A 24,307-nucleotide genomic window follows, 5' to 3' on the forward strand; every position below is an offset into this window, starting at 1 on the left:
GATGTTCACCGGTCTCGTCAGCGACGTCGGCACCATCGTCTCGATCGCGGGCGAGGGCGACCTGCGCCGGATCACGATCCGCACCTCCTACGACCCGGCCACCATCGCGCTCGGCGCTTCGATCGCCTGCTCGGGCCCGTGCCTGACGGCGGTCTCGGTGGAGCCCACCGAGGGCGGCTGCGTCTTCGCTGTGGACGCCGCCGCCGAGACCCTGGCGCGGACCACGGTCGGCAGCTGGGTGGCCGGGGCGCGCATCAACCTGGAGCGGTCCCTGAAGATCGGCGACGAGCTCGGCGGCCACCTCGTCACCGGCCATGTCGACGGCGTCGCCGAGATCCTGGAGCGCGAGAGCGTCACGGCTGGCGCCTGGGGGCCGAGCGACCGCTTCACGCTGCGTGCCCCCGCGGGCCTGTCGCGCTTCATCGCCGAGAAGGGCTCGGTCTGCCTCGACGGCACCTCGCTCACCGTGAACAGCGTCGACGGCGACGTCTTCTCGGTGCTGCTGATCCCCCACACCCTCCAGGTCACCACCTGGGGCGAGCGGCGCGCCGGCGACGGGCTGAACCTCGAGGTCGACCTGATCGCCCGCTACGCCGCCCGGCTCACCGAGGCGCGGCCGGGCGCCTGACCGCGGGGCCGGCACATGACGGGGGGCTTCATCTCGATCAGCGCCCGTCCAACCCACCCCCTCATCCTGAGGCGCCGGAGCGAAGCGATGGCCTCGAAGGAGGCCTCCAGGGATCGCGCGCCTGGCTGGAGGGCTCCTTCGAGGCTGGCTTCGCTCACACCTCAGGATGACGGGATGGGTTGGAGAAGCGTCGATCAGGACCGGACCGCCATGTGTGTCCGCTCCGCCGACCACCCTGCTTAGGGAGCGTCATCTGGCTCTAGCGCGGCGGGATCGCGTAGGTGCCGGTGGCGTGGCAGACGAGGTCGTCGCTGCCCGGGGCGGTGATCCCCACCTCCCCCACCGCCAGCCGCCGCCCGAGCTTGAGCAGCCGGCATTCCGCCAGCAGGTCGCCGGGAGCGGGCTTGCGCAGGAAGTTGAAGGTGAGGCTGGTCGTCACCGCGAGCGCCACCGGGCCGATCTGGGCGAGGATCGCGGCGTAGAGCACGTAATCCGCCAGCGCCATCATGGCCGGCCCCGACACGGTACCGCCCGGTCGCAGGAACCGTTCCTGCCCCTCCATCCGCATCCGCGCCGAGAGCGGCCCCACCGCCTCCAGATGAAACGCCCGCCCGCCGGCCTGCATCTGCGGGAATTCGCGGTCGAGGAAGTCGCGCGTCTCGGCGAGGGTGAGGATCGGGGCGCTCATGCCTGGTTGCAGCATGGGTTGGGGGGCGGGGCAATCCACCGGTGATCCAATCCACCCCCTCATCCTTCGAGGCCGGCCGATCTTCGATCACCCGTCACCTCAGGATGAGGGGGCGGGTGGGAAGACGCCCCGAAAACCTCAAAAGAAGATCGGCCGCGCGCTGGCGCTGATCTCGCCCAGCACCGTGCCGGTGGCGGGCTCGATCTCCTTCAGCACCACGTCGTAGCCCCAGAGGTCGGCGAGGTGCTGGAGCACCCGTTTGGCGTCGTCCTTCTGCAGGGTGATCCGGTTCATCGCCTTGTGGTGCAGGATCAGCCGGCGGTCGCCCTCCAGATCCACGTCCACCACCTCGATATCCGGGTCGAGCCAGGCGACATCGTACTGGCGGGCGAAGGAGCGGCGCATCTTGCGGTAGCCGCGCTCGTCGTGGATCGCCTCGACGCGCAGTTCCGGCTCGTCGGGGTCGTCGACCACGTGGAACAGGCGCAGGTCGCGCATCAGCTTGGGCGACAGGAATTGCTGGATGAAGCTCTCGTCGCGGTAATTCGCCCAGCAATCGCGCAGCACCGCCATGGCGTCGCCGGTGCCGGCGATGTCCGGGAACCACTCGCGGTCCTCGGCCGTTGGCTGCTCCACGATCCGGGCGATGTCCTGCATCATCGCGAAGCCGATCGCGTAGGGGTTGTGGCCGCCATAGGAGCGGTCGTCGTAGGTCGGCTGCCGGATGACGTTGGTGTGCGATTGCAGGAACTCGAGATAGGCGGCCTCGGTGATCAGCCCCTTCTCGGACAGGGAATTCATGATCCGGTAGTGGCTGTAGGTCGCGCAGCCCTCGTTCATCACCTTGGTCTGGCGCTGCGGGTAGAAATACTGCGCCACCAGCCGGACGATCCGCAGGATCTCGCGCTGCCAGGGCCGCAGCCGGGGCGCGACCTTCTCCAGGAAATACAGGATGTTCTCCTGCGGCAGCTCGAGCAGGGCCTTGCGCCGCTCGGCGGCCGCATCCGAGCGCACCGCGCCGGTCTTCTGCGGCAGGGTGCGCCAGAGGTCGTTGTAGATCTGCTCGCCGTGCTCGATCCGCTCGCGCTCGCGGCGCTGCTCGGAGGCGAGGTCCGGCCGCTTCTTGCGCGGGTAGCGGTGGACGCCCTGGCTCATCAGCGCGTGGGCGGCGTCGAGCACCTGCTCCACGGCCTGGTGGCCGTAGCGCTCCTCGCAGCGGGCGATGAAGCCCTTGGCGAAATCCAGATAATCGAGGATGCCCTCGGCATCGGTCCATTGCCGGAACAGATAGTTGTTCTTGAAGAAGTGGTTGTGGCCGAAGGCGGCGTGCGCGATCACCAGCGTCTGCATCGTCGCCGTGTTCTCCTCCATCACGTAGGAGATGCACGGGTCCGAGTTGATGACGATCTCGTAGGCGAGCCCCATCAGGCCGCGCCGGTAGCCGGCCTCGTGCTGGGCGAAGTGCTTGCCGAACGACCAGTGCTTGTAGAACAGCGGCATGCCGATCGACGCGTAGGCGTCGAGCATCTGCTCGGCCGTGATGATCTCGATCTGGTTCGGGTACCAGGACAGCCCGAGCTCCGGCCCGGCGATGCCCTCGCAGGCGTCGTGGATGCGCCGGATCGTGTCGAAATCCCAGTCGTTGCCGGTGAACAGGGGCTTCTGGCCGCCGGAGATTGTCTGGGGCGTCCGTGCCTTGACGAGCGTCATGCGGCCTCCCGTTCGATCCGACTGTGTCGCGTATATCCGCGGGACGGGAACTCCCTCCCCCCTTTGCGGGGGAGGGTGGCCCCCGAAGGGGGTCGGGAGAGGGGAGCAACGGCGCAGAAGAAAACGTTGGCCTTCATGACGGCTGTGCTTTCCCCGGAACCGGGGCTCCCCTCTCCCGACCCGGCCTGACGGCCGGCCCACCCTCCCCCGCAGAGGGGGGAGGGAGAGGCGCGTGTCGGCGACCTCATGATCTCACGCCTCCGCCTCAGCCCGCGCGTCCTTGCGGCCGAACAGCTCGCGGAAGACCGGGTAGATCTCCCGGCGGTGGTTGACCTTGCGCATGGCGATCGGGCCGCCGGCCTTGGCGATGGCCTCGTAGGTCCGCCACAGGGTGGTGCGATGCTCCACGAACCCGGCCCGGGGACCGTTCTCGTCGCCGACCTCGAGATAGGCGAAGTGCTGGCAGGCCGGCAGGATGTGCGCGCGCAGCAGCTCCGTCGAGGTCGGGCCGTCGGAGGAGACGTTGTCGCCGTCCGAGGCCTGGGCGGCGTAGATGTTCCAGTCGTTGGGGTCGTAGCGCTCGGCGATGACCCGCTTCATCTCGACGAGCGCCGAGGAGACCAGGGTGCCACCGGTCTCCCTTGAGCCGAAGAAGGTCTCCTCGTCCACCTCGGTGGCGCGGTCGGTGTGGCGGATGAACACGATCTCCACGTGCCGGTAGCGGCGGGTCAGGAAGATGTGCAGCAGGATGTAGAACCGCTTGGCGAGGTCCTTCATGTGCTCGGTCATCGAGCCGGACACGTCCATCAGGCAGAACATCACCGCCTGGGCGATCGGCCGCGGATAGGGCTCGAACCGGCGGAAGCGCAGGTCGATCGGGTCGACATAGGGGATGCGCTTGGCGCGCTCGCGCAAGCGCAGGAGCGCCTGCTCGACGTCGGGCCGGCCCGGATCCGACTCGCGCATCGCGGCGAGCTGCGCCTCCAGCGCCGCGACCTCCTCGGGCTTCGGGCGCTTGAGGGCGATCCGCCGCGACATCGAGTTGCGCAAGGTTCGGGTCAGGGCGAGGTTGGCCGGCGAGCCGGTCACCGTGTAGCCCGCCCGGCGCAGCCCCTCGGTCTCGACCACGGCGAGGCGCCGCTTGGCGAGATCCGGAAGCTCCAGATCCTCCAGGAAAAGCTCCAAGAACTCCTCGCGGGTGAGCACGAAGCGGAACGCGTCCTCGCTGTTCTCGCCGCCCTCCCCGCCCTCGCCGGAGCCGCGGCCGCCACCGCCGCCCGGGGGCCGCTCGATCGTGTCCCCCTCCACGTAGGTCTTGTTGCCCGGCAGGATGTGGTCCTGCAGGCCGGTGCCGGGCTGACGGGAGAACCGGGGCTCGCGCACGCCGTCGACGGGCACGCTCACCCGGCCGTCCTTGCCGAGATCCTTGATGTCCTTCTCGCGGGCGGATTCGCGTACGGCGCGCTGGGCCACGTCCTTCACGCGACGCAGGAAGCGCTGCCGGTTGGGGAGGCTCTTGCCCCCTGGATTCAGGCGTCGGTCGACGATGTGCATACGCTGCGAAAACCCTCGTCCCGCGTGCTCCGGCCGGTTCTAGCCTCCCGTTATACCATGCTGTCGTCCGAAAGAGGCTTCCCCCTTTCGCACAGTCTGGTCTAACGCGCCGCTGCCGCATGATGTGTTCGGAAAAGCGGGTTTTCCTTGTCCCACATCATGCTTGCGAGCCTCTCCGGCCGGTCGTCCGAAACTATGGCGGCGGAGGGTCGAAACTGGGCCGCCCGGGCTCGACCCCGGGCGGAGTCTTCGTCCCTCAGCCGGCCTGCTTCACCCGCATGTACCATTCCACCAGGCGGCGGACCTGCCGCTCGGTGTAGCCCCGGGCGACCATGCGCTCGACGAACTCGCCGTGCTTCTTCTCGGTGTCGCCGTCCTTCTTGGAGCCGAAGGAGATCACCGGCAGCAATTCCTCGACCTGGCTGAACATGCGCCGCTCGATGACCTCGCGCAGCTTCTCGTAGCTGGTCCAGCTCGGGTTGCGGCCGCCGTGCTGGGCCCGGGACCGCAGGGCGAACTTGACCACCTCGTTGCGGAAGTCCTTCGGGTTGGCGATCCCGGCGGGCTTCTCGATCTTCGTGAGCTCCTGGTTGAGGAGTTCCCGGTTCAGGAGCTGCCCGGTCTCGGCATCCTTGAAGTCCTGGTCCTCGATCCACGCATCGGCGTAGTCGATGTAGCGGTCGAACAGGTTCTGGCCGTAATCGTGGTACGATTCGAGATAGGCCTTCTGGATCTCGTGGCCGATGAACTCCGCGTAGCGCGGGGCCAGCTCGGTCTTGATGAATTCCAGGTACTTCTTCTCGGTCTCGGGCGGCAGCTGCTCCCGGCGGAGCGACTGCTCGAGCACGTACATCAGGTGCACCGGGTCGGCCGAGACCTCGGTGGTGTCGTGGTTGAAGGTCGCCGCCAGGACCTTGAAGGCGAAGCGGGTCGAGATCCCGTCCATGCCTTCGTCGACGCCGGCGGTGTCCTTGTATTCCTGCATCGAGCGGGCGCGGGGATCGACCTCGCGCAGCGATTCGCCGTCATAGACCCGCATCTTCGAGAACACGTTGGAATTGGCGTGCTCGCGCAGGCGCGACAGGACCGAGAACCGGGCCAGCATCTCCAGGGTGCCGGGGGCGCAGGCGGCGTCCGACAGCTCCGAGCTGGAGATCAGCTTCTCGTAGATGTGCTGCTCCTCCGTGACCCGGAGGCAGTACGGGACCTTGATCACGTAGATGCGATCGATGAAGGCCTCGTTGTTCTTGTTGGTCTTGAAGGTCTGCCACTCGGATTCGTTCGAGTGGGCCAGGATCACGCCGGTGAACGGGATCGCGCCGATATTCTCGGTGCCGACATAGTTGCCCTCCTGCGTCGCGGTGAGCAGCGGGTGCAGCATCTTGATCGGCGCCTTGAACATCTCGACGAATTCGAGAACGCCCTGGTTCGCCCGGTTGAGGCCGCCCGAGTAGGAATAGGCGTCGGGATCCGCCTGGGAGAGGGTTTCCAGCCGGCGGATATCGACCTTGCCGACCAGCGAGGAGATGTCCTGGTTGTTCTCGTCGCCCGGCTCGGTCTTGGCGATGGCGATCTGCCGCAGCCGCGAGGGCCGGACCTTGATCACCTTGAAGCGCGAGATGTCGCCGTTGAACTCGTCGAGGCGCTTGAGCGCCCAGGGGCTCATCAGGCCGGTGAGCCGGCGGCGCGGGATGCCGTAGCGCTTCTGGATCTCCTCGCCCATCGTGTCCGGCTCGAACAGGCCCAGCGGGCTCTCGAACACCGGCGAGACCTCGTCCCCGGCCTTCAGCACGTAGATCGGGTGGACCTCCATCAGCGCCTTCAGGCGCTCGGCAAGCGACGACTTGCCGCCGCCGACCGGGCCGAGCAGGTAGAGGATCTGCTTGCGCTCCTCCAGGCCCTGCGCGGCGTGGCGGAAGAACGAGACGATCCGCTCGATCGTCTCCTCCATGCCGTAGAATTCGCGAAACGCCGGGTAGGTCCGGATCGTCCGGTTCATGAAGATCCGGCCGAGGCGGGAATCCTTGGCGGTGTCCACGAATTCCGGCTCGCCGATGGCCGCCAGGATGCGCTCGGCGGCCGAGGCGTACATCAGCGGCTCGTCGCGGCAGGCCTCGAGATACTCGGAGAGCGTCATCTCCGTATCGCGGCGGGCCTCGTACCCTCGGGCGAAGCTCTGGAAAAGGTCGTTCGTCGCATGCATCGACATTCGATAACCCTCTCAGACCCTGACAGCTTCATCCTGTCTCGGCTCGGATGCAACCGACAGGCCCGCTTTTGTCGCAGCGCGGCGAACGCGCAGCCGGCCTGTCGATTGCTTGCAACACTCATCTGGCCAAAACCGAGCCTAGACGTGCTCCAACGTTGATTTCAGTCTCCTTCGAGCGAGCATTTTAGGATGAAAAACTATGCACGCGCCAGGGTTTCCTGCCTCTGCTTAGAGATCCGTGCCTTCTTTCTTGGCATCCTCCCCGGATTTTGACCCGGTCGCCCCGACGGTGATCTTGATGTTCTGGGTCTGAACTTGGCCGTCGGCGCCCTTGACCTCGAAGGTCACCTCGTCGGAGCCGGTGAAGCCGTTGTTGGGCTGGTAGAACAGGGCCTGGACCGCGGCCTCCTTGTTGGGGCAGCGGTAGCTCGCCGGCGTCTTCAGCTTGCCGACCTTGGTGATCACCGAGCCGTTCTTGGGCGCGCCCGAGACCTTGAATTCCGGCATCGGGCCCGGCGTGCAATCCTTCTTGAGATTCGGGGCGATCTCGAGTCGCACGGTCTTGCCGGGCGCCACCGTCTTCGAGCGGGTCACGGTGGTCTGGGCGAAGGCCGGGACCAGCGCCGGACCTGCGAGGATCAGGCCGCTTGCGAGCAGCGTGGCGAGCGGGCGAAGGGCGGTCATGACGGCGTCTCTCCGGTGCCGATCCGGGGTCGGATTCCGGGCTCACGGCCGGGCGCCCCTTCCATCGGTCGAGCAGCATGTGGGGACGCCGGGCACGGCCGTCGAGGGTTTTGGGATCGCTGTCCCGTCCCGGACAGAGCCGGGACGCCGAATGTTTTCCGGAACCGATCCTAGTCCTGCAGCACCGCGGCGACCACGCCGGTGACCCGCGCGATCTGGGCGGCGTCGAACTCCCCGGCGAGGGCCACGGCGAGCCGCGCCTCGACCCGGGCGCGCTCGCCGGCATCGGCGATCGGAACCGGCGGAATCTGGTCCTCGGGCAGGCGGCAGACCCGGCGGATCGTCTCGGCGGCCGCCAGCAGCTTCTCCCGATCCGGGGGGCCCATCTCCCACAGGGGATTGCGCAGGCGGCTGATCACCCGCTTGGCGTCCCGGTACTCCCGGTCGATCGAGGTCGCGGCCTCGATCTGGCTGACGAGGAACATCAGCTCGAGGACCTCGGAGGCCGCATCCGGACAGGAGCGGACGATCCGCATGAGGCGGGCCATCAGCTCCTGGCTGGGCGACAGCTTGGATTTGGGCGCGGCCATGCGGGCGTCAACGCGGGCTCCGGCAGGAAAGTTCGCCCGTTCCGCAAGATGCGTGCGCGATGCACCTCACACGGCCTGCGCGAGGCCGCGGCGAGACTCACACGTCCCGGTCGTAGGGCCGGCACAGCCCGTCGAGCAGGGACCGGCAGGCGTGCAGATCCTCCAGCACGCCCAGAAGGGCGGCGCGGTCGGGGGTGTCGGCCCGGATCCCGGCATCGAGGCCGCCCTCGACCTCCTGGATCTGCGGCTCGGCGGCCTTGGCCTCGCCCCGGCCCACCGCCTGGACGAAGCGGATGCCGTTCTCCTTGAGCACCCGCTGGGCGCCCGCGATGGTGTAGCGCTGCACGTAGAGGAGCTGCCGGATGCCGGCGACCAGCTCGACATCCTGGGGCCGGTAATAGCGCCGGCCGCCCGCCCGCTTCACCGGGCGGATCTGGCCGAATCGGGTCTCCCAGAACCGCAGGACGTGCTGGGGCACGTCGAGCTCCTCGGAAACCTCGCTGATCGTGCGGAAGGCGCCGGCGCTCTTCTCGCCGATCGGTTCGAGCGGCGTGTCGGCGGCGAGGGCTGGAGGCATGGCTGTCTGACGATCGGCGGGGAGTGGACGATCTTGCCGGCCCGCGCGGCCGGGCTCAAGCCTTACCGAGGGTTGAAAGGATATTGTTTATCGTCTCGGGGCGACAGAAGCCCGATCCTCGCGTCTCCCTCCCCCGCTGCGGGCGACGGAGAGCGCGCCATCGCTGGAGAAACGGCCGCTCAGGCGTCCTCGTCGTGCTTGTCCAGCCCGTTGATCGCCTGGCCGTTGATCTTGGCCTTGAGCACGTTGGAGGGCTTGAACACCATCACCTGGCGGGGCTCGATCGCGACCTCGACGCCGGTCTTGGGGTTGCGGCCGACGCGCTTGCCCTTGCTGCGCACCACGAAGGAGCCGAACGAGGACAGCTTGACCGTCTCGCCGGCGGCCAGGCAGGCGCAGATCTCCGACAGCACGGTCTCGACCAGCGCGGCGGATTCGGTCCGCGACAGGCCCACCTGGTGGTAGACGGCCTCGCTCAAGTCGGCGCGCGTCACCGTCTTGCCTGCCATGCCGTGTCCCCTCGCCCGCTCTTCTCTTCCGGCAGCCCACAGGGGCGGCGAACCTCGCCGCACCGTAAGCTGAAGGTGTATCCCTATGATCCGGCACGCTAATCGGCGCCCGCCGCCCGGTCAACCGCGGGGAGGCGTGGAATCGCTCCAGCCGCTCACCAGCGGATCAGCGCCGCGCCCCAGCTGAACCCGCCGCCGATCGCCTCGATCATCACGAGGTCGCCGGGCTGGATCCGGCCGTCCCGCCGGGCGACGTCGAGGGCCAGCGGAATCGAGGCGGCCGAGGTGTTGCCGTGGCGGTCGACGGTCAGCACGATCTTCTCCCGGGCGATGCCCAGCTTGTCGGCCGAGGCCTCGATGATCCGGCGGTTGGCCTGGTGGGGCACGAACCAGTCGAGGTCCTCCGCGGTCAGGCCGGCCTGCGCGAAGGCGTCGGCGATCACGTCGGTGACCTGCCCGACCGCGAACCGGAACACCTCGCGCCCCTCCATGCGCAGCCGCCCGGTGGTGCCGGTGGAGCCCGGCCCGCCATCGACGTAGAGCTTGTCCCGGTGCCGACCGTCGGAGCGCAGGCTGGCGCAGAGCACGCCCCGGTCGCCCGCATCGGCGCGCGCCTCCAGCACCACCGCCCCGGCGCCGTCGCCGAACAGCACGCAGGTTGTGCGGTCCTCCCAGTCGACGATGCGCGAGAAGGTCTCGGCGCCGATCACCAGGGCCCGGCGGGCCGAGCCGGTGGTCAGGAACTTGTCGGCGGTGGAGACCGCGAACACGAAGCCGGCGCAGACCGCCTGCAGGTCGAAGGCCGCCCCGTGATGGATGCCGAGCGCCGCCTGGATCTGGGTCGCGGTGGCCGGGAAGGTGTGGTCGGGGGTCGAGGTCGCGCAGATCACGAGGTCGATGTCGTCGGCGGTCAGGCCGGCATCGTCGAGGGCGGCCTGGGCGGCCCGGGCGCCGAGGACCGAGGTGGTCTCGCTCGCATCGGCGATGTGGCGCTGGCGGATGCCGGTGCGCTGGACGATCCACTCGTCCGAGGTGTCGACCCGCTCGGTCAGGGCGGCGTTGGTCACCACCTGGGCGGGCAGGCTCGACCCGGTTCCGACCACCACCGAGCGCAGCGCCTGCGGAGAATCTGTGCGGAGGGCTGACATCGCTTTCCTTCCCGGACGGTGGGCTTGGACATTCCCGCCGGCCGTCAACGCCTTGACCATGTTACGCGAATCGCCCTCCCCTCGCGGATCTGGGAGGCATACGCGGTCGTGTTTTGTTTGAACGCCCCAGACCGGATGGCGGGTCCGCCCCTGTGTCGGTCGGTTTGCGGTCGGATCGCCCGCCCGACGATCCCATCCGTCATTGCGAGCGCAGCGAAGCAACCTAGGGATACGTCACCTTCGGGGATCGCCCGCTGCACCGGGTTGCTTCGCTGCGCTCGCCATGATGGGGACGGCGCTACGCGTCTCTTGAACGGAAGCTTCGTCAGGTGCGCTCGAAGAAGGCCCGTTTCCATCTCGTACTTCTGCGGACGCTCAAGCCGGCGCCAGGACCGCCGTCTGGTCGAGCATCTCGCGGATCGTGCGGATCATGTCCTGGCGGGCCATGTCGTGGGCCAGGTCGATCGCCGCGGCGAAGCCCTGCGCGTTCTCCGAGCCGTGGCTCTTGATCACGATGCCCTCCAGCCCGAGGAACACGCCGCCATTGGCACGGCTCGGATTCATCTTGTCCTTCAGGGCCTTGAACGCCTGGCGGGCGAACAGCGCGCCGATCTTGGCCGCGAGCGTCCGGGTCATGGCCGAGCGCAGATAGCTGCCGATCTGCTTGGCCGTGCCCTCGGCGGTCTTGAGCGCGATGTTTCCCGTGAAACCTTCCGTGACGACCACGTCGACGGTGCCGCGCCCGAGATCCGTGCCCTCGACGAAGCCGTGATAGGTCAGCCCCGGGCTGTCCATCTCGCGCAGCAGCCGCGCCGCTTCCTTGACCGCCTCGTTGCCCTTCATCTCCTCGGTGCCGACGTTGAGCAGGCCGACGGTCGGCTTGTCGAGGTCGAACACGATGCGGGCCATGGCCGAGCCCATCACGGCCATCTCGACGAGGTGCTCCGCGTCGGTGCCGATGGTGGCGCCGACATCGAGCACGACGCTCTCGCCGCGCACGGTCGGCCACAGGCAGGCGATGGCCGGGCGCTCGATGCCCGACATGGTCTTCAAGCAGATCTTCGACATCGCCATGAGCGCGCCGGTGTTGCCGGCCGACACGCAGGCATCGGCCTGGCCGTCGCGCACCGCCTGGATCGCCTGCCACATCGAGGACTTGCCCCGGCCCTGGCGCACCGCCTGGCTGGGCTTGTCGTCCATGGCGACGGCCACGCTCGTATGGCGGATCTCGACGCAATCCTTCAGCCGCGGCTCCTTGGCGACCAGCGGGGCAATCACCGCCTCGTCGCCGAACAGCAGGAAGGTCATGCCGGGATGGCGCTCACGGGCCAGCGCGGCGCCGGGCACGACGGTCGAGGGCCCGTGGTCGCCGCCCATGGCGTCGAGCGAGATGCACACGCGTTGGGACATGTCTTTGCGGGTCGCGGTCTCGGCAGGGGGAACGGCGGCGGAACGGACGAGAGCCGCCCGCCAAGCGCGGCGGACCATAGCGATACCGGCCCGCCGGGCAAATGAAATCGGGCCGGTCGGGTCGGGCAATTGTTTCGGGGCGGGCGGGGCTGGAGCTTTGCGGGGGGATCCCGAGCAATCCTAATACCCCCCCTCATCCTGAGGTGCGGCCGCGTCGCGGTCGCCTCGAAGGAGGCCTCCAGGGATCGCGCGGCCGGCTGGAGGGCTCCTTCAAGGCCTCCGCCGCACGCCGGCACCTCGGGATGAGGGGGTGGCTTGGATGCCCCTCGGCAGAAACCTGCCGCTCAATCCTGCTTTCGCTCAGGGACCGTGCCAGGGCAGGGCCGCCGTCACCCCTCCCCGTCGCGGAGCCGGCGCAGCGCGTCGAAGGGACCCGCATCCTCGCCGACCACCACGGGCTCGAAGGCGATGCCGGGCTTGCGCGGATAGGGGTCGAGGCCCAGCGCCAGGAACTCGGCCGTGAGCGCGCCGAAATCGATCCGGCCGCCGATCAGCGGATCGGGCACCTCGACATCCTCGGCGTCCGTGCCGGCGAGCTGGTCGGTATCGGTGAACACCACCTCCACCGGCTCGCGGACCGGCCCCTCGAACGGCTCGAGGCTGACCGTGCAGATCTGCGTCACCACGGCTTCGACCGTGCCGGTCACGGTCATCCGGTTGGTCGAGCCCGAGATCTCGAATCGCCCGACGAGGTCGCGGATGGCGGGAATCTTGAAGTCGGCGGCGAGCGCCGTGCATTCGGCCGGGCTCGCCTCGACGGTGACGGCGCCCCGGCCCTGCGGCAGGCGCTCGACATTGACCCAGCGCGCGAGCGGCCCGCTCTCCGGGCCCGTACGGTGTCTCATATCCTGTCTCCGGTCGGGGCCGGCGCGAAGGCGTCCGGCTCCGGGAAGGGCGGCCCGGCAGCGAGCAGCCCGTCGAGGTGTTCCGTCGCCAGCGCCGCGTCGGCCGCCAGCACGTAGGCGGCGAGGCCCGCCGCGTCACCCTCCCCGCCGAGGACGTTGCGGGCGAGCACGACGGCGAGGGCGGCGGCGTCGCCGGAATCCAGCGCCGCGTCGTAGCCCGTGGCCCGCCCGTAGAAGGCGGCGCCGAGCTTCTTCATCCGCTTGCCGACGCCCATATCGCCGACGCCGAGCTCGCGCAAAGACGCGTCGAGCTGGGTGAAGACCGAATTCACCAGATCCTGCGCCACGTCGGCGGCGGGGGCCGGCAGCCGGTTGAGCCGGCGCAGGACCAGGATCACGTGCAGGCACAGGGCCTCGAACCGGCCCTCGACCGTGTCGGGCACGGCGAGCCGCGTGTACAGGCCCGGCTGCCGCGCCGCCGCGCTGATGGCCGTGTGCAGCCCCTCGACGGCCCGCCGCCGGGCGTTGTCGCGACGGAACAGCCCGGCGATCATCGGTGCCTCGCAGAGGGGAAAACCCGGCCGCGGCCGCGGTGGGTAGGCCGGCCCTGTGGCCAAGCTTGCCTTGTCAAAGCCATATCCCCGCGGTACGGCAACCCACGCCCAAGGCGCAAGCGCCGTCGGAGACATGGACCGGCGGCGGCCTGCGTCGCTCGTCCGTCAACACGCTCTCTGGGGGCCCGATGCGGCGCCGTCTCGTCCAGTCCTTTGCGCGCCTCGCGCTGCTCGGCCTCACGGGCGCCGGCCTCGCCGGCTGCGTCGGCGAAGAGCTGCGCCACGGCTACCAGATCGACCAGGCGGCGCTCGCCACGATCAAGCCCGGCATGAGCCCCGAGCAGGTGCTGCAGATCCTCGGCACGCCGTCGACGGTCTCCACGGTGGGCAACAAGTCCTGGTATTACATCTCCCAGAACACCAGCCGGACGATCATGTTCCTGGGTGAGCAGGTCGAGGACCAGAAGGTCACGGCGGTCTACTTCACCCCCGGCTTCAAGGTCGAGCGCGTGGCGCTCTACGGCCTGCAGGACGGCCGGGTGTTCGACTTCATCGAGCGCACCACGCCGACCAGCGGCGCCGACCGGGCCTTCCTCAGCCAGCTGTTCCGCGGCCTGACCCGCTACGAGCCGTTCGGCACCGGTAAGGGCACCAGCGTCGTCCCGGGCGCCAACCGCGGCCTCTGAACACAAGCCGGGAATTTCCAAAGGGCTTAGCCCTTCGGCGGGGTTCAGGAGTGGAGCCATCGCGGTTCGCAGGGCTCCGCCCTGCACCCGCAAAAGGTCGGGGACCTTTTGAAACCCCGACCTGTGTCAGGCCTGTTCGGGCCCGCGCAGCAGGCCCGCGATCTCGGCCGGCTCGGCGAAGAGATGGTCCGGGCCGAGCGCCGCCAGCGCGCCGGCATCGGTGTAGCCCCAGGCCACCGCCCCGAACGGGCAGCCGAGCGCCCGCGCGGCCTCGAAATCCCGCACCTCGTCACCGATGCACAGGGCCCGTTCCGGCGGAACGCCGCGGCGCGCCAGGAGCGCCCGGAGCCGCTGCGCCTTGCCGAACAGCGAGGCGCCGCAGGCATAGGCGTCGATCCGGCCGGCATTCTCGGGGCCGAGCACCCGGCGGATGGTGTCGGCGCGGTTCGACGACAGGATCGCCAGCGGCACCCCGGCCTCCTGCACGCCGGCCAGCATCGCCGGCACCCCGGAAAACAGCGTGATCTGGGCCGCGTCGCGGGCGGCGAGCGCGTGCATGTGGCGGGCGATGAAGGGCAGCTTCCAGCGCGGGATGCCGAGATGGGCCACGATCGCCCGGGCGCCCTGCAGCCGCAGCGCATCGACCTCGTGAGCCTCGACCCGGCGGAAGCGGTAGCGGTCGGCGACGCCGTTCAGGACCGAGCAGAACCAGGCGAAGCTGTCGGCGAGCGTGCCGTCGAAATCGAGCACGACGAGAGAGGGCCCGGCCTCGCCGGGGCGGCGCGCCATGTCAGTGGCGGAGATTCGCCAGCGGCATGCTGAGCCGCATCAGCAGGCCCTCCGGGGCCCAATCGTGCTCCAGCACGCCGTCGAGCTGGCCGGCGACGCTGCGCTCGGCCAGCACGGTGCCGAATCCCTGGCGGGAGGGTCTTCCCGTCACCGGGGGCCCGCCGGCCTCGGCCCAGGTGAGGGTGTAGCGCTCGCCGTCGCGCAGCCCGCTCAAGCTGACGCCGCCCTCCTTGGTGGAGAGCCCGCCATACTTCATCGCGTTGGTGGCCTGCTCGTGCATGATCAGCGCGAGCGCCGTGGCGGTGCGCTCGCCGATCTCGGCATCGTCGCCGGAGATCGCCACCCGGGCCCGGCCGCCCTCCTCGTAGGCGGCCATGATCAGGCGCATCAGCCCGAGCACGGTCTGGCCCGCGACCTCGGGGGCGCTGTCGGGGGAATGCGGGCGGACATATTCGTGGGCCCGGGCCAGGGCGCCGAGCCGCTCCCGGAAGGCGGAGGCGAACGGCTTGGCCGCCGGATCGCTGCGGGCGGTGAGCGCCGCCAGGCCGCCGACCACGGCGAAGATGTTCTTGATCCGGTGCGACAGCTCGCGGATCAGCAGGTCGCGGGCCTCCTCGGCGCGCTTGGCCTCGCGCAGGTCCCGGGTGACGGTGGCGTAGCCGATCTCGGCACCGGTCGGGTCGCGCACCGGGAAGATGTTGTACAGGACCGCGACCGCCTCGCCCGTGCCGAAATGCCGGAAGGCGAGCTCGCCCTCCCAGTAGCCTTTCTGCTGCACCGCCGGCAGCACGGTCTCGGCCAGGACCCGGCGGCTCTCCGGGGAGAAGAAATCCTCCATCCGGTGCCGGCGGGCGGCGGCGAGGTCGGGCAGCCCGACCAGCGCCAGGGCGGCCTCGTTGAGATGCGTGACGGCACCGCCCAGCGTGTAGAGGCCGATGAAATCCTTGGAGGCCTCGACGATGGCGGCGAGCTTGCGCGCCTCGGCCTCGGCCCGCTTCAGGTCGTCGATATCGGTGCAGGTGCCGAACCAGCGCTCGATCCGCCCCTCGGCGTCGCGGATCGGCATGGCCCGGCCCAGCGTCCACCGGTAGGCGCCGTCGCGATGGCGCAGGCGGTACTCGATCTCGTAGGGCTCGCCGGTCTCCAGCGAGTGGCGCCAGCGCGTCCAGGCCCGCTCCTGGTCGTCCGGGTGGAACACGTCGTTCCAGCCCTCGCCGTCGGTCGAGCCGTAGGGCATGCCGGTGAACTCGTACCAGCGGTCGTTGTAATAGTCGTGGAACCCGTCCGGCAGGGTTGTCCAGACCATCTGGGGCATCGCCGCGGTCATGACCCGGAAGCGGCGCTCGCTGGCGGCGAGCTCGGCCTCCCGGGCGGCGACCTGGGCGTGGGTCCGCCGGTATTCCAGCAGGGTCGAGATCTGGCGGGCCAGGGCGGTCAGGGTCGCGGTCTGGGCGGCGTCGAGCCCCTCGGGCCGGGGCGTCCGGTCGAGGACGCACAGAGCCCCGAGCGGAATCCCTTGCGTGCCCCGGATCACCGCCCCGGCGTAGAAGCGGAAGCCCGGGCCGCCGGTCACCAGCGGGTTGTCGATGGTCCGCGGGTCGTCGGCGAGATCCGGGATGATCAGGCTCTCGCCGGCCTCGATCGTGTGGGCGCAGACCGAGCAGTTGATCGGCAGCTCGCGCTTGCCCAGGCCGAATTCCGACTTGAACCATTGCCGCTCGGCATCGACCAGGCTGACCAGGGCCACCGGCGCCCGGCAGACATGGGCGGCGATCCGGACGAGGTCGTCGTAGAGCGGCTCCGGCTCGCTATCGAGGATGGCGAGGTCGTGCAGTTCCGCGAGCCGGTCCGCTCTGCTCCAGCGCCGGTCGGTCGGTTCGAAATCCGCGCGTGTATTGGGGGGCGGCGCATCCATGGTCTCGCGCTCAAATAGGCGCGTGACAGGCGGCTGCATAGGCATCGCCGCAGATTAAGGTTTTCACGGTCCCGTTTCCGGGCTGCCGGGCAGCGTAATCCAACCGTCGAGACCGGCGCCACGGACCGGATCGGGCCGGGGCGCGTGAAACACTGCGAGCACAAGCGCGCCGGGACATATGGGGCGACCGCTCCCGCCCCTGCGCGCCAGAGAGGCGACGGCAGCGCAGGACGTGTCCTCGGAAACCATCGCTCCGCGACCACCGCGGTACCGGACCCCGTCGCGCGGGCTCCGGTACCGCGTCGACCCGGGTCAGGCCGCCCGGGCTTCGTCCAGGGTCGGATAGTCGGTGTAGCCCTTCGGTCCCTGGCTGTACCAGGTCGCAGCCTCGTCCTTGGCGAGCGGCGCACCCTTGGCGATGCGCTCGACCAGGTCCGGGTTGGCGATGTAGGTCCGGCCGAACGCGATCGCGTCGGCCTCGCCGGCATCCAGCACCTTCTGGCCGCTGATCCCGTCGTAATCGGCGTTGAGGATCATCGGGTTGCGGAACACCTTGCGCATCGCCGGGGCGATCGGCGGGTGGTCGGCCTTGCCGAAGGTCCCGTCGGGGCCGGGCTCGCGCATCTCCAGAAAGGCGATGCCGCTGTCGGCCAGCGCCTGGGCGGCGGCCACGAACAAGGGCTCCGGATCCGAATCGTTGCAGCCCTGGATTTCGCCGTTCGGCGACAGGCGCACGCCGGTGCGCTCGGGCCCGGCGACGCCGGCGACCGCGTCAGTCACCTCGCGCAGCAGCCGCACGCGGTTGGCGATGGAGCCGCCATACTGGTCGGTGCGGTGGTTGGTGCCGTCGCGCAGGAACTCGTCGATCAGGTAGCCGTTCGCGGCGTGGATCTGCACCCCGTCGAACCCGGCCGCGATGGCGTTGGCGGTGGCGCGCTCGTAATCGGCGAGCAGCCGCGGGATCTCGGCGACCTCAAGCGCACGCGGTTCGGCATAGGGCTTCTTGCCCGAATAGGTGTGCGCCTGGTCCGGGGCGACGATGGCCGAGGGCGCGACAGGCTTGGCGCCGCCCAAAAAGTCCGGATGGACCAGCCGGCCCATATGCCAGATCTGGCAGACGATCTTGCCGCCGCGATCGTGCACGGCCTTCACGATCGGCCGCCAGGCATCGACCTGTTGGTCGGACCAGATGCCCGGCGCGAAGGGCCAGCCCAGGCCTTCCTGGGAGATGCCGGTGGCCTCGGTGAGGATCAGGCCGGCGCCGGCGCGCTGGGCGTAATACTCGACCATGAGCGGGGTCGGGACATGCTCACGGGTGGCGCGGCCGCGGGTGAGCGGGGCCATGAAAATCCGGTTCTTCGCCTCGATGGCGCCGATGCGGATCGGGTCTAGCAGGGACGGCATGGAAACCTCGTGCTGGTGCGGCGGCGCCGCCCGTCAGTCAGACGCCGAGGTGGCGTCGCTGCGCGGTGATGCCAGGGTGCAGCGCAGCACCGGGGCTCGGTCCGTGCGCGAGCGCACGTCTCAGGGGGGTGGGATCATCCTCGCGGTTTCGGAACTATGGGCGGGTGAGACTCGGCGGATCGAGGACGCCTAGGGCGAGCGCGCCATCCGATAGAGCGATATCGAAGGCCGACTGGCTGATGTGCCGGCCTGGAAAGCCAACAGGCTTTCGGATGTCCCATCCGCCGCCTTCATCCTGAGGCGCCCGCGTAGCGGGCCTCGAAGGAGGTTTCCGCTTCGCTCCGCTGCTTCAGGAGGATGGCACGGGCGGGATGTTCGCCCAGACCTCGTCGTGGCCTCACCGTCATTGCGAGCGCAGCGAAGCAACCCAAGGACACGCGACCTTCACCAATCGCGCGCTGCGCGTAAGCCCGGCGCGGATCGGCGCCGGGCCCCGCCCCTCAATAATGCGCCAGCACCGCCAGCAGCAGCAGGGCGATGATGTTGGTGATCTTGATCGCCGGGTTCACTGCGGGGCCGGCCGTGTCCTTGTAGGGGTCGCCCACCGTGTCGCCGGTCACCGCGGCCTTGTGGGCGTCGGAGCCCTTGCCGCCGTGGTGGCCGTCCTCGATGTACTTCTTGGCGTTGTCCCAGGCGCCGCCGCCCGAGGTCATCGAGACCGCGACGTAGAGGCCGGTGAGGATCACCCCGAGCAGGCTCGCGCCCACCGTGGCGAAGGCCTGGCTCTTGCCCGCGATGAGCTGGATCACGAAGAACAGCACGATCGGCGACAGGACCGGCAGCAGCGACGGGACGATCATCTCCTTGATCGCCGCCCGGGTCAGCATGTCGACCGCGCGGCCGTAATCCGGCCGGTCGGTGCCCTGCATGATCCCGGGCTTCTCCCGGAACTGGCGCCGGACCTCCTCGACCACCGCGCTCGCCGCCCGGCCCACCGCCGTCATGGCGATGCCGGCGAACAGGAACGGGATCAGGCCGCCGAGCAGCAGCCCGACCACCACGTAGGGGTTGGACAGGGAGAAATCGACGCTGACGCCCTGGAAGAACCGGTACTGCGTCGGGCTCGCATTGGCGATGAAGTAGTTCAGGTCGGACGTGTAGGCGGCAAACAGCACCAGGGCGCCGAGGCCGGCGGAGCCGATCGCGTAGCCCTTGGTCACCGCCTTGGTGGTGTTGCCGACTGCGTCGAGCGCGTCCGTGGACTTGCGGACGTCCGGGGGCAGGCCGGCCATCTCGGCGATGCCGCCGGCATTGTCGGTGACCGGCCCGAAGGCGTCGAGCGCCACGATGAAGCCCGCCAGCGCCAGCATGGCGGTGACCGCGATGGCGATGCCGAACAGGCCGGCCAGCGCATGGGTCGCGATGATGCCGGCCACGATCACGATGGCCGGGAGCGCGGTGGATTCGAGCGAGATCGCCAGGCCCTGGATCACGTTGGTGCCGTGGCCGGTCACCGAGGCGTCGGCGATGGACTTCACCGGGCGGAAATTGGTGCCGGTGTAGTACTCGGTGATCACCACGATCAGCGCCGTGATGGCGAGCCCGATCACCGCGCAGCCGAACAGGCCGCCCGACGTGAAGGTCACGCCCGTCGAGGTCGTGAAGGCGGTGGAGAAGCCGCCCAGCAGGGTCAGGTTGACGAGGGCGATCGCCGCCACCGAGAGCACGCCCGCGGTGATCAGCCCCTTGTACAGGGCGCCCATGATCGACTGGTTGGCGGAAAGCCGCACCGCGTAGGTGCCGGCGATCGAGGTGACGATGCAGGCCGCCCCGATGGCCAGCGGATAGAGCATCATCGGCTCGAGCACCGCCCGGCCGCTGCCGGTGGGGCCGGAGAAGAAGATCGCGGCCAGCACCATGGTGGCCACGATGGTCACCGCGTAGGTCTCGAACAGGTCGGCGGCCATGCCGGCGCAATCGCCGACATTGTCGCCGACATTGTCCGCGATGGTCGCCGGGTTGCGGGGATCGTCCTCCGGGATCCCGGCCTCGACCTTGCCGACGAGGTCGCCGCCGACATCCGCGCCCTTGGTGAAGATGCCGCCGCCGAGCCGGGCGAAGATCGAGATCAGCGAGGCGCCGAATCCGAGCGCCACCAGCGCGTCGATCACCTCGCGGCTCGACGGGTCAAGCCCGGCGCCGCGGGTGAGGTAGAGGTAGTAGAGAGCCACCCCCAGCAGGGCGAGGCCGGCCACCAGCATGCCCGTCACCGCGCCGGACTTGAACGCCATGTCGAGGCCGGCGCCCAGCGAGGTCGAGGAGGCCTGGGCGGTGCGGACATTGGCGCGCACCGAGACGTTCATGCCGATGAAGCCGGCCGCCCCCGACAGGACCGCGCCGATCAGGAAGCCGACCGCGACCTTGATCCCGAGGAACACCGCCAGCAGCACGAACAGCACCACGCCGACCAGGCCGATAGTGAGGTATTGCCGCTTCAGATAGGCCTGCGCGCCCTCCGCGATGGCGGCGGCGATCTCCTGCATGCGCTGGGTGCCGGCATCCCGCCGCATCACGTCGAGGATCGTGACGATGCCGTAGGCGACGGCGCAGAGCCCGCCCACGATGATCAAGGTCAAAGGGATCATGCTCTCTACCGTCCTTATTTTTATCGTGCCTGGCGGGGGCTTGTGATTGGTGTCGAGCTTGACCGCCCGGAGACGGTCATGGGACGTGGCGCTCGATTCGGGGCATTCCTTCCCAAAGGTTCGTCTTGGCGCGACCATTGCCGACAGGGTGACCGGTTCGGCGACGTGGACGCGTCTCGGCAGAGGATTAGAATCGGACCGATCATGGCGTGATCGATCCGACTCTAGTTGCCAAACTTCGCCGGTGAGCGCAAACGCCGCATCCGATGTTGTTGGCACTGCAGCGTGCGAATGCTGCACTGCATTGATGAACGGCGCGGCTTTGCTGCGAAGGCTCTGCGCCGGGACGCGGATCGCGCGGCCTCCTCTCGTCGAGGGGATGGCTGCCGATGGGACCGGATTCGTCGCCGGATCGCGGGGCTTAACCCACGGTTAACCATACGGCCTTCTACTTTCGGTTGTATAACCGGATGGGGCTGGACATGAGCAGCGACCAGGTCGCCAAGCTGGCGGCGACGATCGAGGTGTTGACCGGAGCGGTGCATTTCTTGATCGCCGAGCGGGTCGCGGCCCAGCCGGAGGCGATCCAGGGCGAGCTGCTGCACATCCTGCAGCGGGCCCTCTCGACGCCGCCCCGCCCGGAGGAGGCGCTGACCGGCCGCTCCGCGCTGACGCCCGGCGACCTGGCCCTGTGGATGCCGATCGTGGCCGCCGGGATGATGGACGAGGTCCGCCGCCAGATCGGCCGCCAGCCCGAGGGCGTGACCCACATCGTCCTCGGCCGGACCAGCCCGGGCCCCGCCTCAGAAGTGGCTGAACGCCCCAGCCGCGAACACGCGCGCGGTGCCGTCGCCCATTTCGAAGCCGGGCGGGCCGTCGCCTGAGGTGACGGTGCCGATGGCGGTGAGCGGGATCCCGGCCTGCGCCGCCTCGGCGAGGAGGGCGTCGAGGGTTTCCGGGGCGACCGTGCAGAGAATTTCGTAATCGTCGCCGCCGGTCAGGATCGGCTCGATCAGGCCGGGCTCCGCGTCCCGCGCCCGGGCGGCGGCCTCCGAGAGCGGCACGGTCCCGATCCGGGCGGTCCGGCCGGCGCCCAGCATCTTGGCGAGGTCGCCGGCGAGCCCGTCCGACACGTCCATCGCGGCCGAGGCGTGACGGCGGATCGCGGCCGCCAAGGCGAGGCGCGGGCGCGGATGCAGGTAGCGGTCGGCCAGCAGCGCCTGCTGCGCCGGATCGAGGGAGGTCGCCCAGGCCGCCTCCGGCTCCAGGCGCAGGCGCAGCCCGAGCGCGGCGTCGCCGATCGTGCCGCTGACGCAGATCCGGTCGCCGACCCGCGCGGTGCCGCGCCGGACGATGCCGCCGGACGGCACCTCGCCGAACGCGGTGACCCCGATCAAGGCCGGCCCGCCGGACCGCACCGTGTCGCCGCCGAGCAGCGGGCAGCCGGCCTCGTCGGCCGCCGCCCCGAGCCCCTCGGAGAAGCCCGCGAGCCAGGCCTCGGTCCAGTCGTCGGGCAGCGCCAGGGTCAGCAGGAAGCCGCGCGGCACCGCGCCCTTGGCGGCGATGTCGGACAGGTTCACCCCAAGCGCCTTGCGGGCGATCGAGGCCGGGGGATCGTCGGAGAAGTAGTGGATCCCGGCCACCACCACGTCGGCAGTGACCACGAGATCGTGCCCGGGGGTCGGGGTCAGGGTCGCGGCATCGTCCCGCAGCCCGTCCGCCCCCGGCCCCGCCAGGGGGGCGAAGTAGCGGGCGATCAGCCCCTCCTCGGAGGCGCGATCCGGCCCGGCCACGGCTTAGGCCTTCTTGGGGGCGGGCTTTCCGGGGCCCGGCTTGCCGGCAGACTTGCCGCCGCCTTTGGGCGCGCTGACCTCGCCCGGACGGACCTCCCGGGCGACCCGGTCGAGCACGGCGTTGACGAGACCCGGCTCGTCGGCGGTGTAGAAGCTGTGGGCCACGTCGACATATTCCGAGATTGCGGCCGGTGCCGGCACGTCGGGCCGGAACAGGAGCTCGTAGGCCCCCGCCCGCAGGATCGCCCGCAGCACGATCTCGATCCGCCGCAGCGGCCAGCCCTGGGCCAAAGCCTGGTCGAGCTTCTGGTCGATCGCCCGCTGCTCCTCGACCGTGCCGCGCAGTAGGTCGCGGAAGAAGGCGGTCTCGGCCTTGGGATGCACGATCCCGTCCACCTCCTGGCCAATCCAGAAGGCCTCGAACTCGGCGAGCGCGTCGAGGACGCCCTTGCCGGAAATGTCCATCTCGTAGAGCGCCTGCACCACGGCGAGGCGCGCGCCGCTGCGCGGGCTGATGGCGCGGGCGGTCTCCTGGGCGGCGCTGTCGGCGCTGTCCGGGGTGGCGTCGTCCGGCCTGGTTTCGGTGGTCCCGGTCATGTCGGTTCTCGTTATCGCGGGCGCGCCGCCTCGGCCGCGCGCTTGAGGGCGAGCACCCCGAGCGCCGCCTCGGCCGCGCCGCCGCCCTTGTTCATCTCGGCGACCCGGGCGCGTTCCAGCGCCTGCGCCTCGGTCTCGACCGTGAGGATGCCGTTGCCGAGCGGTAGCCGGCGCTGGACCGAGAGGTCCATCAGGGCGCGGGCGCTCTCGCCGGCCACGATGTCGTAATGCCCGGTCTCGCCGCGGATGACGCAGCCCAGCGCCACCACGGCGTCGTAGTCGTCCGCCAGGATCGCCACCGCGGCGGGGATCTCCAGGGCGCCCGGCACCGTGACCACGGTGGCGTGCGCGGCGAACGCCTCGATCACCGCGAGCGCGCCGGCCAGCAACTCGTCGGCGAGCGCCTCGTAGTAGCGCGCCTCGACGACGAGGATGCGGGCGCCGGCGAGCGCCGGATCCGCGGGCATCGGCGCCGTGGCGGCGCGGGTATGGGCGACCATGGCTTCGTCCGGTCGGTTTTTCGGGGGTTGGCGGGGCGCCGCGCGTCGGGCGCCCACGGGATAGAGGGACGGTTAGACCGAAGCGGCCGGCGCGACAAGCGCCGGGGGCGCTACCGCACCAGCGGCTGCAGCGGCGGCGGCCCGTCCTCTGGCAGCGCCGTGCGGGCGACGTTCATGGTCATGGCGAGCAGCGCGTAGTAGCCGTTGATGCCGGTGAGATCGATCGCGCCCTGCTCGCCGAACTGCGCGACCACGGCGGCGTAGGTGGCGTCGCTCACCGCACGGTTGTGCTGCAGCTCGATCGAGAACGCGTAGGCGAGCGCCTCCTCGGCGCTCATCGTGTCGGGGCGCCGCCCCTCTTCCAGGGCCTGTGCGGTCTCGGGCGCGACCCCGGCCTTGAGGGCGATCGGGTGGTGGATCTGCCACTCGACCTGCTGGCTCCACAACCGGGCGACGATCAGGATCACGAACTCGCTGATCCGCAGCGGCAGGGCGCTGCCGTAGCGCAGGTACAGCCCCATGCGGCTGGCGCATAGCATAAGCTCGGGACTGCGCAGCAGCGGGACGAACGGCCCGAAGACCGGGACCCCGCGCTCGGCCCGGAACGCCTCCGCGGCCGCGGCCTGCGCCGCCGAGAGGGTCTCGGCGGGGATCTCCGGCAGGCGGTCCGTATCCGTCATGGCTTGCCCCATCTCCCGTACCGTACGCGCGTGACGCACTCTGGATTTTCGAGGCCTGTCAGCCTAGACCCGTCCGGCTCACCGGGACGACGAGCGCCCGATCCGGACGCGATCCGAAACCCCGCCAGCGAG

General features: G+C 69.8%; 23 protein-coding genes. 3 read left to right on the forward strand and 20 right to left on the reverse strand.

All coding sequences use genetic code 11. From position 1 onward, the window contains the following. Nucleotide 1: 1 nt before the first annotated feature. Nucleotides 2–628 carry a riboflavin synthase gene (locus BMZ47_RS20825; protein WP_091864040.1) on the forward strand — a complete coding sequence of 209 codons (627 nt, stop codon included), beginning with the start codon at nucleotides 2–4 and terminating at the stop codon, nucleotides 626–628. A gap of 259 nt (nucleotides 629–887) precedes the next feature. On the opposite strand, the gene BMZ47_RS20830 is transcribed toward BMZ47_RS20825, so the two are convergent. From BMZ47_RS20830 to BMZ47_RS20890, 12 genes are all read right to left on the reverse strand, one after another. Beyond that, nucleotides 888–1,316 carry a PaaI family thioesterase gene (locus BMZ47_RS20830; protein WP_091864041.1) on the reverse strand — a complete coding sequence of 143 codons (429 nt, stop codon included), beginning with the start codon at nucleotides 1,314–1,316 and terminating at the stop codon, nucleotides 888–890. 138 nt (nucleotides 1,317–1,454) lie between these two features. Further along, a complete protein-coding gene (locus tag BMZ47_RS20835; RefSeq protein WP_091864042.1) occupies nucleotides 1,455–3,026 on the reverse strand; it encodes a SpoVR family protein in 1,572 nt (523 codons plus the stop codon). Nucleotides 3,027–3,278: 252 nt separating this feature from the next. Then, nucleotides 3,279–4,580 (reverse strand): YeaH/YhbH family protein, encoded by a 1,302-nt coding sequence (locus tag BMZ47_RS20840; RefSeq protein ID WP_050734045.1) that lies wholly within the window; start codon nucleotides 4,578–4,580, stop codon nucleotides 3,279–3,281. Nucleotides 4,581–4,836: 256 nt separating this feature from the next. Further along, entirely contained in the window at nucleotides 4,837–6,789 is a 1,953-nt protein-coding gene (locus tag BMZ47_RS20845) for a PrkA family serine protein kinase (protein WP_007564175.1), read from the reverse strand. 228 nt (nucleotides 6,790–7,017) lie between these two features. After that, nucleotides 7,018–7,473, reverse strand: coding sequence for an Ig-like domain-containing protein (locus BMZ47_RS20850; RefSeq protein ID WP_007564177.1), 456 nt, complete (start codon nucleotides 7,471–7,473; stop codon nucleotides 7,018–7,020). Between the two features lie 170 nt (nucleotides 7,474–7,643). Further along, nucleotides 7,644–8,063, reverse strand: coding sequence for a hypothetical protein (locus tag BMZ47_RS20855; RefSeq protein ID WP_007564179.1), 420 nt, complete (start codon nucleotides 8,061–8,063; stop codon nucleotides 7,644–7,646). Between the two features lie 97 nt (nucleotides 8,064–8,160). After that, on the reverse strand, nucleotides 8,161–8,640 hold the full coding sequence (locus tag BMZ47_RS20860) for a MerR family transcriptional regulator (RefSeq protein ID WP_091864043.1): 480 nt from the start codon (nucleotides 8,638–8,640) through the stop codon (nucleotides 8,161–8,163). A 179-nt stretch (nucleotides 8,641–8,819) separates the two neighbouring features. Beyond that, on the reverse strand, nucleotides 8,820–9,149 hold the full coding sequence (locus tag BMZ47_RS20865; protein ID WP_007564184.1) for an integration host factor subunit alpha: 330 nt from the start codon (nucleotides 9,147–9,149) through the stop codon (nucleotides 8,820–8,822). A 155-nt stretch (nucleotides 9,150–9,304) separates the two neighbouring features. Continuing rightward, complete coding sequence (locus tag BMZ47_RS20870; RefSeq protein WP_007564186.1) at nucleotides 9,305–10,297, reverse strand: beta-ketoacyl-ACP synthase III; 993 nt, start codon at nucleotides 10,295–10,297, stop codon at nucleotides 9,305–9,307. A gap of 375 nt (nucleotides 10,298–10,672) precedes the next feature. Beyond that, complete coding sequence (gene plsX / locus BMZ47_RS20875; RefSeq protein WP_007564188.1) at nucleotides 10,673–11,707, reverse strand: phosphate acyltransferase PlsX; 1,035 nt, start codon at nucleotides 11,705–11,707, stop codon at nucleotides 10,673–10,675. A 389-nt stretch (nucleotides 11,708–12,096) separates the two neighbouring features. Beyond that, nucleotides 12,097–12,612, reverse strand: coding sequence for a YceD family protein (locus BMZ47_RS20885; RefSeq protein WP_007564201.1), 516 nt, complete (start codon nucleotides 12,610–12,612; stop codon nucleotides 12,097–12,099). After that, entirely contained in the window at nucleotides 12,609–13,166 is a 558-nt protein-coding gene (locus tag BMZ47_RS20890) for a ubiquinol-cytochrome C chaperone family protein (protein ID WP_091864045.1), read from the reverse strand. Before BMZ47_RS20890 ends, BMZ47_RS20885 begins: the two co-directional genes overlap by 4 nt. 188 nt (nucleotides 13,167–13,354) lie before the next feature. Here BMZ47_RS20890 and BMZ47_RS20895 point away from each other — a divergent pair, with 188 nt between their 5' ends. Beyond that, nucleotides 13,355–13,852, forward strand: a complete 498-nt coding sequence (locus BMZ47_RS20895; protein ID WP_007564197.1) for an outer membrane protein assembly factor BamE — start codon at nucleotides 13,355–13,357, stop codon at nucleotides 13,850–13,852. A gap of 126 nt (nucleotides 13,853–13,978) precedes the next feature. Here BMZ47_RS20895 and BMZ47_RS20900 read toward each other — a convergent pair whose 3' ends face one another. From BMZ47_RS20900 to BMZ47_RS20920, 4 genes are all read right to left on the reverse strand, one after another. Continuing rightward, the gene (locus tag BMZ47_RS20900) at nucleotides 13,979–14,641 is read right to left on the reverse strand and encodes an HAD hydrolase-like protein (RefSeq protein WP_091864046.1); all 663 of its coding nucleotides are present in this window, start codon (nucleotides 14,639–14,641) and stop codon (nucleotides 13,979–13,981) included. A gap of 1 nt (nucleotide 14,642) precedes the next feature. Next, nucleotides 14,643–16,556: a PAS domain S-box protein gene (locus BMZ47_RS20905; RefSeq protein WP_007564193.1), complete on the reverse strand. Its 1,914-nt coding sequence runs from the start codon at nucleotides 16,554–16,556 to the stop codon at nucleotides 14,643–14,645. A gap of 312 nt (nucleotides 16,557–16,868) precedes the next feature. Next, complete coding sequence (locus BMZ47_RS20910) at nucleotides 16,869–17,960, reverse strand: alkene reductase (protein WP_091864047.1); 1,092 nt, start codon at nucleotides 17,958–17,960, stop codon at nucleotides 16,869–16,871. Between the two features lie 500 nt (nucleotides 17,961–18,460). Next, on the reverse strand, nucleotides 18,461–20,605 hold the full coding sequence (locus tag BMZ47_RS20920; RefSeq protein WP_091864049.1) for a sodium-translocating pyrophosphatase: 2,145 nt from the start codon (nucleotides 20,603–20,605) through the stop codon (nucleotides 18,461–18,463). Nucleotides 20,606–21,087: 482 nt separating this feature from the next. Here BMZ47_RS20920 and BMZ47_RS20925 point away from each other — a divergent pair, with 482 nt between their 5' ends. Beyond that, nucleotides 21,088–21,489 (forward strand): hypothetical protein, encoded by a 402-nt coding sequence (locus tag BMZ47_RS20925; protein WP_007564204.1) that lies wholly within the window; start codon nucleotides 21,088–21,090, stop codon nucleotides 21,487–21,489. On the opposite strand, the gene thiL is transcribed toward BMZ47_RS20925, so the two are convergent. From thiL to BMZ47_RS20945, 4 genes are all read right to left on the reverse strand, one after another. Continuing rightward, nucleotides 21,409–22,398 (reverse strand): thiamine-phosphate kinase, encoded by a 990-nt coding sequence (gene thiL, locus BMZ47_RS20930; protein ID WP_091864050.1) that lies wholly within the window; start codon nucleotides 22,396–22,398, stop codon nucleotides 21,409–21,411. The genes BMZ47_RS20925 and thiL overlap by 81 nt on opposite strands. A gap of 3 nt (nucleotides 22,399–22,401) precedes the next feature. Continuing rightward, nucleotides 22,402–22,995: a transcription antitermination factor NusB gene (gene nusB, locus BMZ47_RS20935; RefSeq protein WP_091864051.1), complete on the reverse strand. Its 594-nt coding sequence runs from the start codon at nucleotides 22,993–22,995 to the stop codon at nucleotides 22,402–22,404. Between the two features lie 11 nt (nucleotides 22,996–23,006). Then, nucleotides 23,007–23,495 carry a 6,7-dimethyl-8-ribityllumazine synthase gene (gene ribH / locus BMZ47_RS20940; protein WP_050734059.1) on the reverse strand — a complete coding sequence of 163 codons (489 nt, stop codon included), beginning with the start codon at nucleotides 23,493–23,495 and terminating at the stop codon, nucleotides 23,007–23,009. A 110-nt stretch (nucleotides 23,496–23,605) separates the two neighbouring features. After that, nucleotides 23,606–24,175, reverse strand: coding sequence for a carboxymuconolactone decarboxylase family protein (locus tag BMZ47_RS20945; protein WP_091864052.1), 570 nt, complete (start codon nucleotides 24,173–24,175; stop codon nucleotides 23,606–23,608). Nucleotides 24,176–24,307 lie beyond the last annotated feature (132 nt).

Origin of the sequence: Methylobacterium brachiatum (assembly GCF_900113845.1) — a bacterium.
GTDB lineage: Bacteria > Pseudomonadota > Alphaproteobacteria > Rhizobiales > Beijerinckiaceae > Methylobacterium > Methylobacterium brachiatum.

What these genes read in the sequence shown, in the direction of transcription:
- BMZ47_RS20825 (WP_091864040.1), top strand. Translation starts at nt 2, where the DNA reads ATGTTCACCGGTCTCGTCAGCGACGTCGGCACCATCGTCTCGATCGCG.
- BMZ47_RS20830 (WP_091864041.1), bottom strand. Translation starts at nt 1,316, where the DNA reads ATGAGCGCCCCGATCCTCACCCTCGCCGAGACGCGCGACTTCCTCGAC.
- BMZ47_RS20835 (WP_091864042.1), bottom strand. Translation starts at nt 3,026, where the DNA reads ATGACGCTCGTCAAGGCACGGACGCCCCAGACAATCTCCGGCGGCCAG.
- BMZ47_RS20840 (WP_050734045.1), bottom strand. Translation starts at nt 4,580, where the DNA reads ATGCACATCGTCGACCGACGCCTGAATCCAGGGGGCAAGAGCCTCCCC.
- BMZ47_RS20845 (WP_007564175.1), bottom strand. Translation starts at nt 6,789, where the DNA reads ATGTCGATGCATGCGACGAACGACCTTTTCCAGAGCTTCGCCCGAGGG.
- BMZ47_RS20850 (WP_007564177.1), bottom strand. Translation starts at nt 7,473, where the DNA reads ATGACCGCCCTTCGCCCGCTCGCCACGCTGCTCGCAAGCGGCCTGATC.
- BMZ47_RS20855 (WP_007564179.1), bottom strand. Translation starts at nt 8,063, where the DNA reads ATGGCCGCGCCCAAATCCAAGCTGTCGCCCAGCCAGGAGCTGATGGCC.
- BMZ47_RS20860 (WP_091864043.1), bottom strand. Translation starts at nt 8,640, where the DNA reads ATGCCTCCAGCCCTCGCCGCCGACACGCCGCTCGAACCGATCGGCGAG.
- BMZ47_RS20865 (WP_007564184.1), bottom strand. Translation starts at nt 9,149, where the DNA reads ATGGCAGGCAAGACGGTGACGCGCGCCGACTTGAGCGAGGCCGTCTAC.
- BMZ47_RS20870 (WP_007564186.1), bottom strand. Translation starts at nt 10,297, where the DNA reads ATGTCAGCCCTCCGCACAGATTCTCCGCAGGCGCTGCGCTCGGTGGTG.
- plsX (WP_007564188.1), bottom strand. Translation starts at nt 11,707, where the DNA reads ATGTCCCAACGCGTGTGCATCTCGCTCGACGCCATGGGCGGCGACCAC.
- BMZ47_RS20885 (WP_007564201.1), bottom strand. Translation starts at nt 12,612, where the DNA reads ATGAGACACCGTACGGGCCCGGAGAGCGGGCCGCTCGCGCGCTGGGTC.
- BMZ47_RS20890 (WP_091864045.1), bottom strand. Translation starts at nt 13,166, where the DNA reads ATGATCGCCGGGCTGTTCCGTCGCGACAACGCCCGGCGGCGGGCCGTC.
- BMZ47_RS20895 (WP_007564197.1), top strand. Translation starts at nt 13,355, where the DNA reads ATGCGGCGCCGTCTCGTCCAGTCCTTTGCGCGCCTCGCGCTGCTCGGC.
- BMZ47_RS20900 (WP_091864046.1), bottom strand. Translation starts at nt 14,641, where the DNA reads ATGGCGCGCCGCCCCGGCGAGGCCGGGCCCTCTCTCGTCGTGCTCGAT.
- BMZ47_RS20905 (WP_007564193.1), bottom strand. Translation starts at nt 16,556, where the DNA reads ATGGATGCGCCGCCCCCCAATACACGCGCGGATTTCGAACCGACCGAC.
- BMZ47_RS20910 (WP_091864047.1), bottom strand. Translation starts at nt 17,960, where the DNA reads ATGCCGTCCCTGCTAGACCCGATCCGCATCGGCGCCATCGAGGCGAAG.
- BMZ47_RS20920 (WP_091864049.1), bottom strand. Translation starts at nt 20,605, where the DNA reads ATGATCCCTTTGACCTTGATCATCGTGGGCGGGCTCTGCGCCGTCGCC.
- BMZ47_RS20925 (WP_007564204.1), top strand. Translation starts at nt 21,088, where the DNA reads ATGAGCAGCGACCAGGTCGCCAAGCTGGCGGCGACGATCGAGGTGTTG.
- nusB (WP_091864051.1), bottom strand. Translation starts at nt 22,995, where the DNA reads ATGACCGGGACCACCGAAACCAGGCCGGACGACGCCACCCCGGACAGC.
- ribH (WP_050734059.1), bottom strand. Translation starts at nt 23,495, where the DNA reads ATGGTCGCCCATACCCGCGCCGCCACGGCGCCGATGCCCGCGGATCCG.
- BMZ47_RS20945 (WP_091864052.1), bottom strand. Translation starts at nt 24,175, where the DNA reads ATGACGGATACGGACCGCCTGCCGGAGATCCCCGCCGAGACCCTCTCG.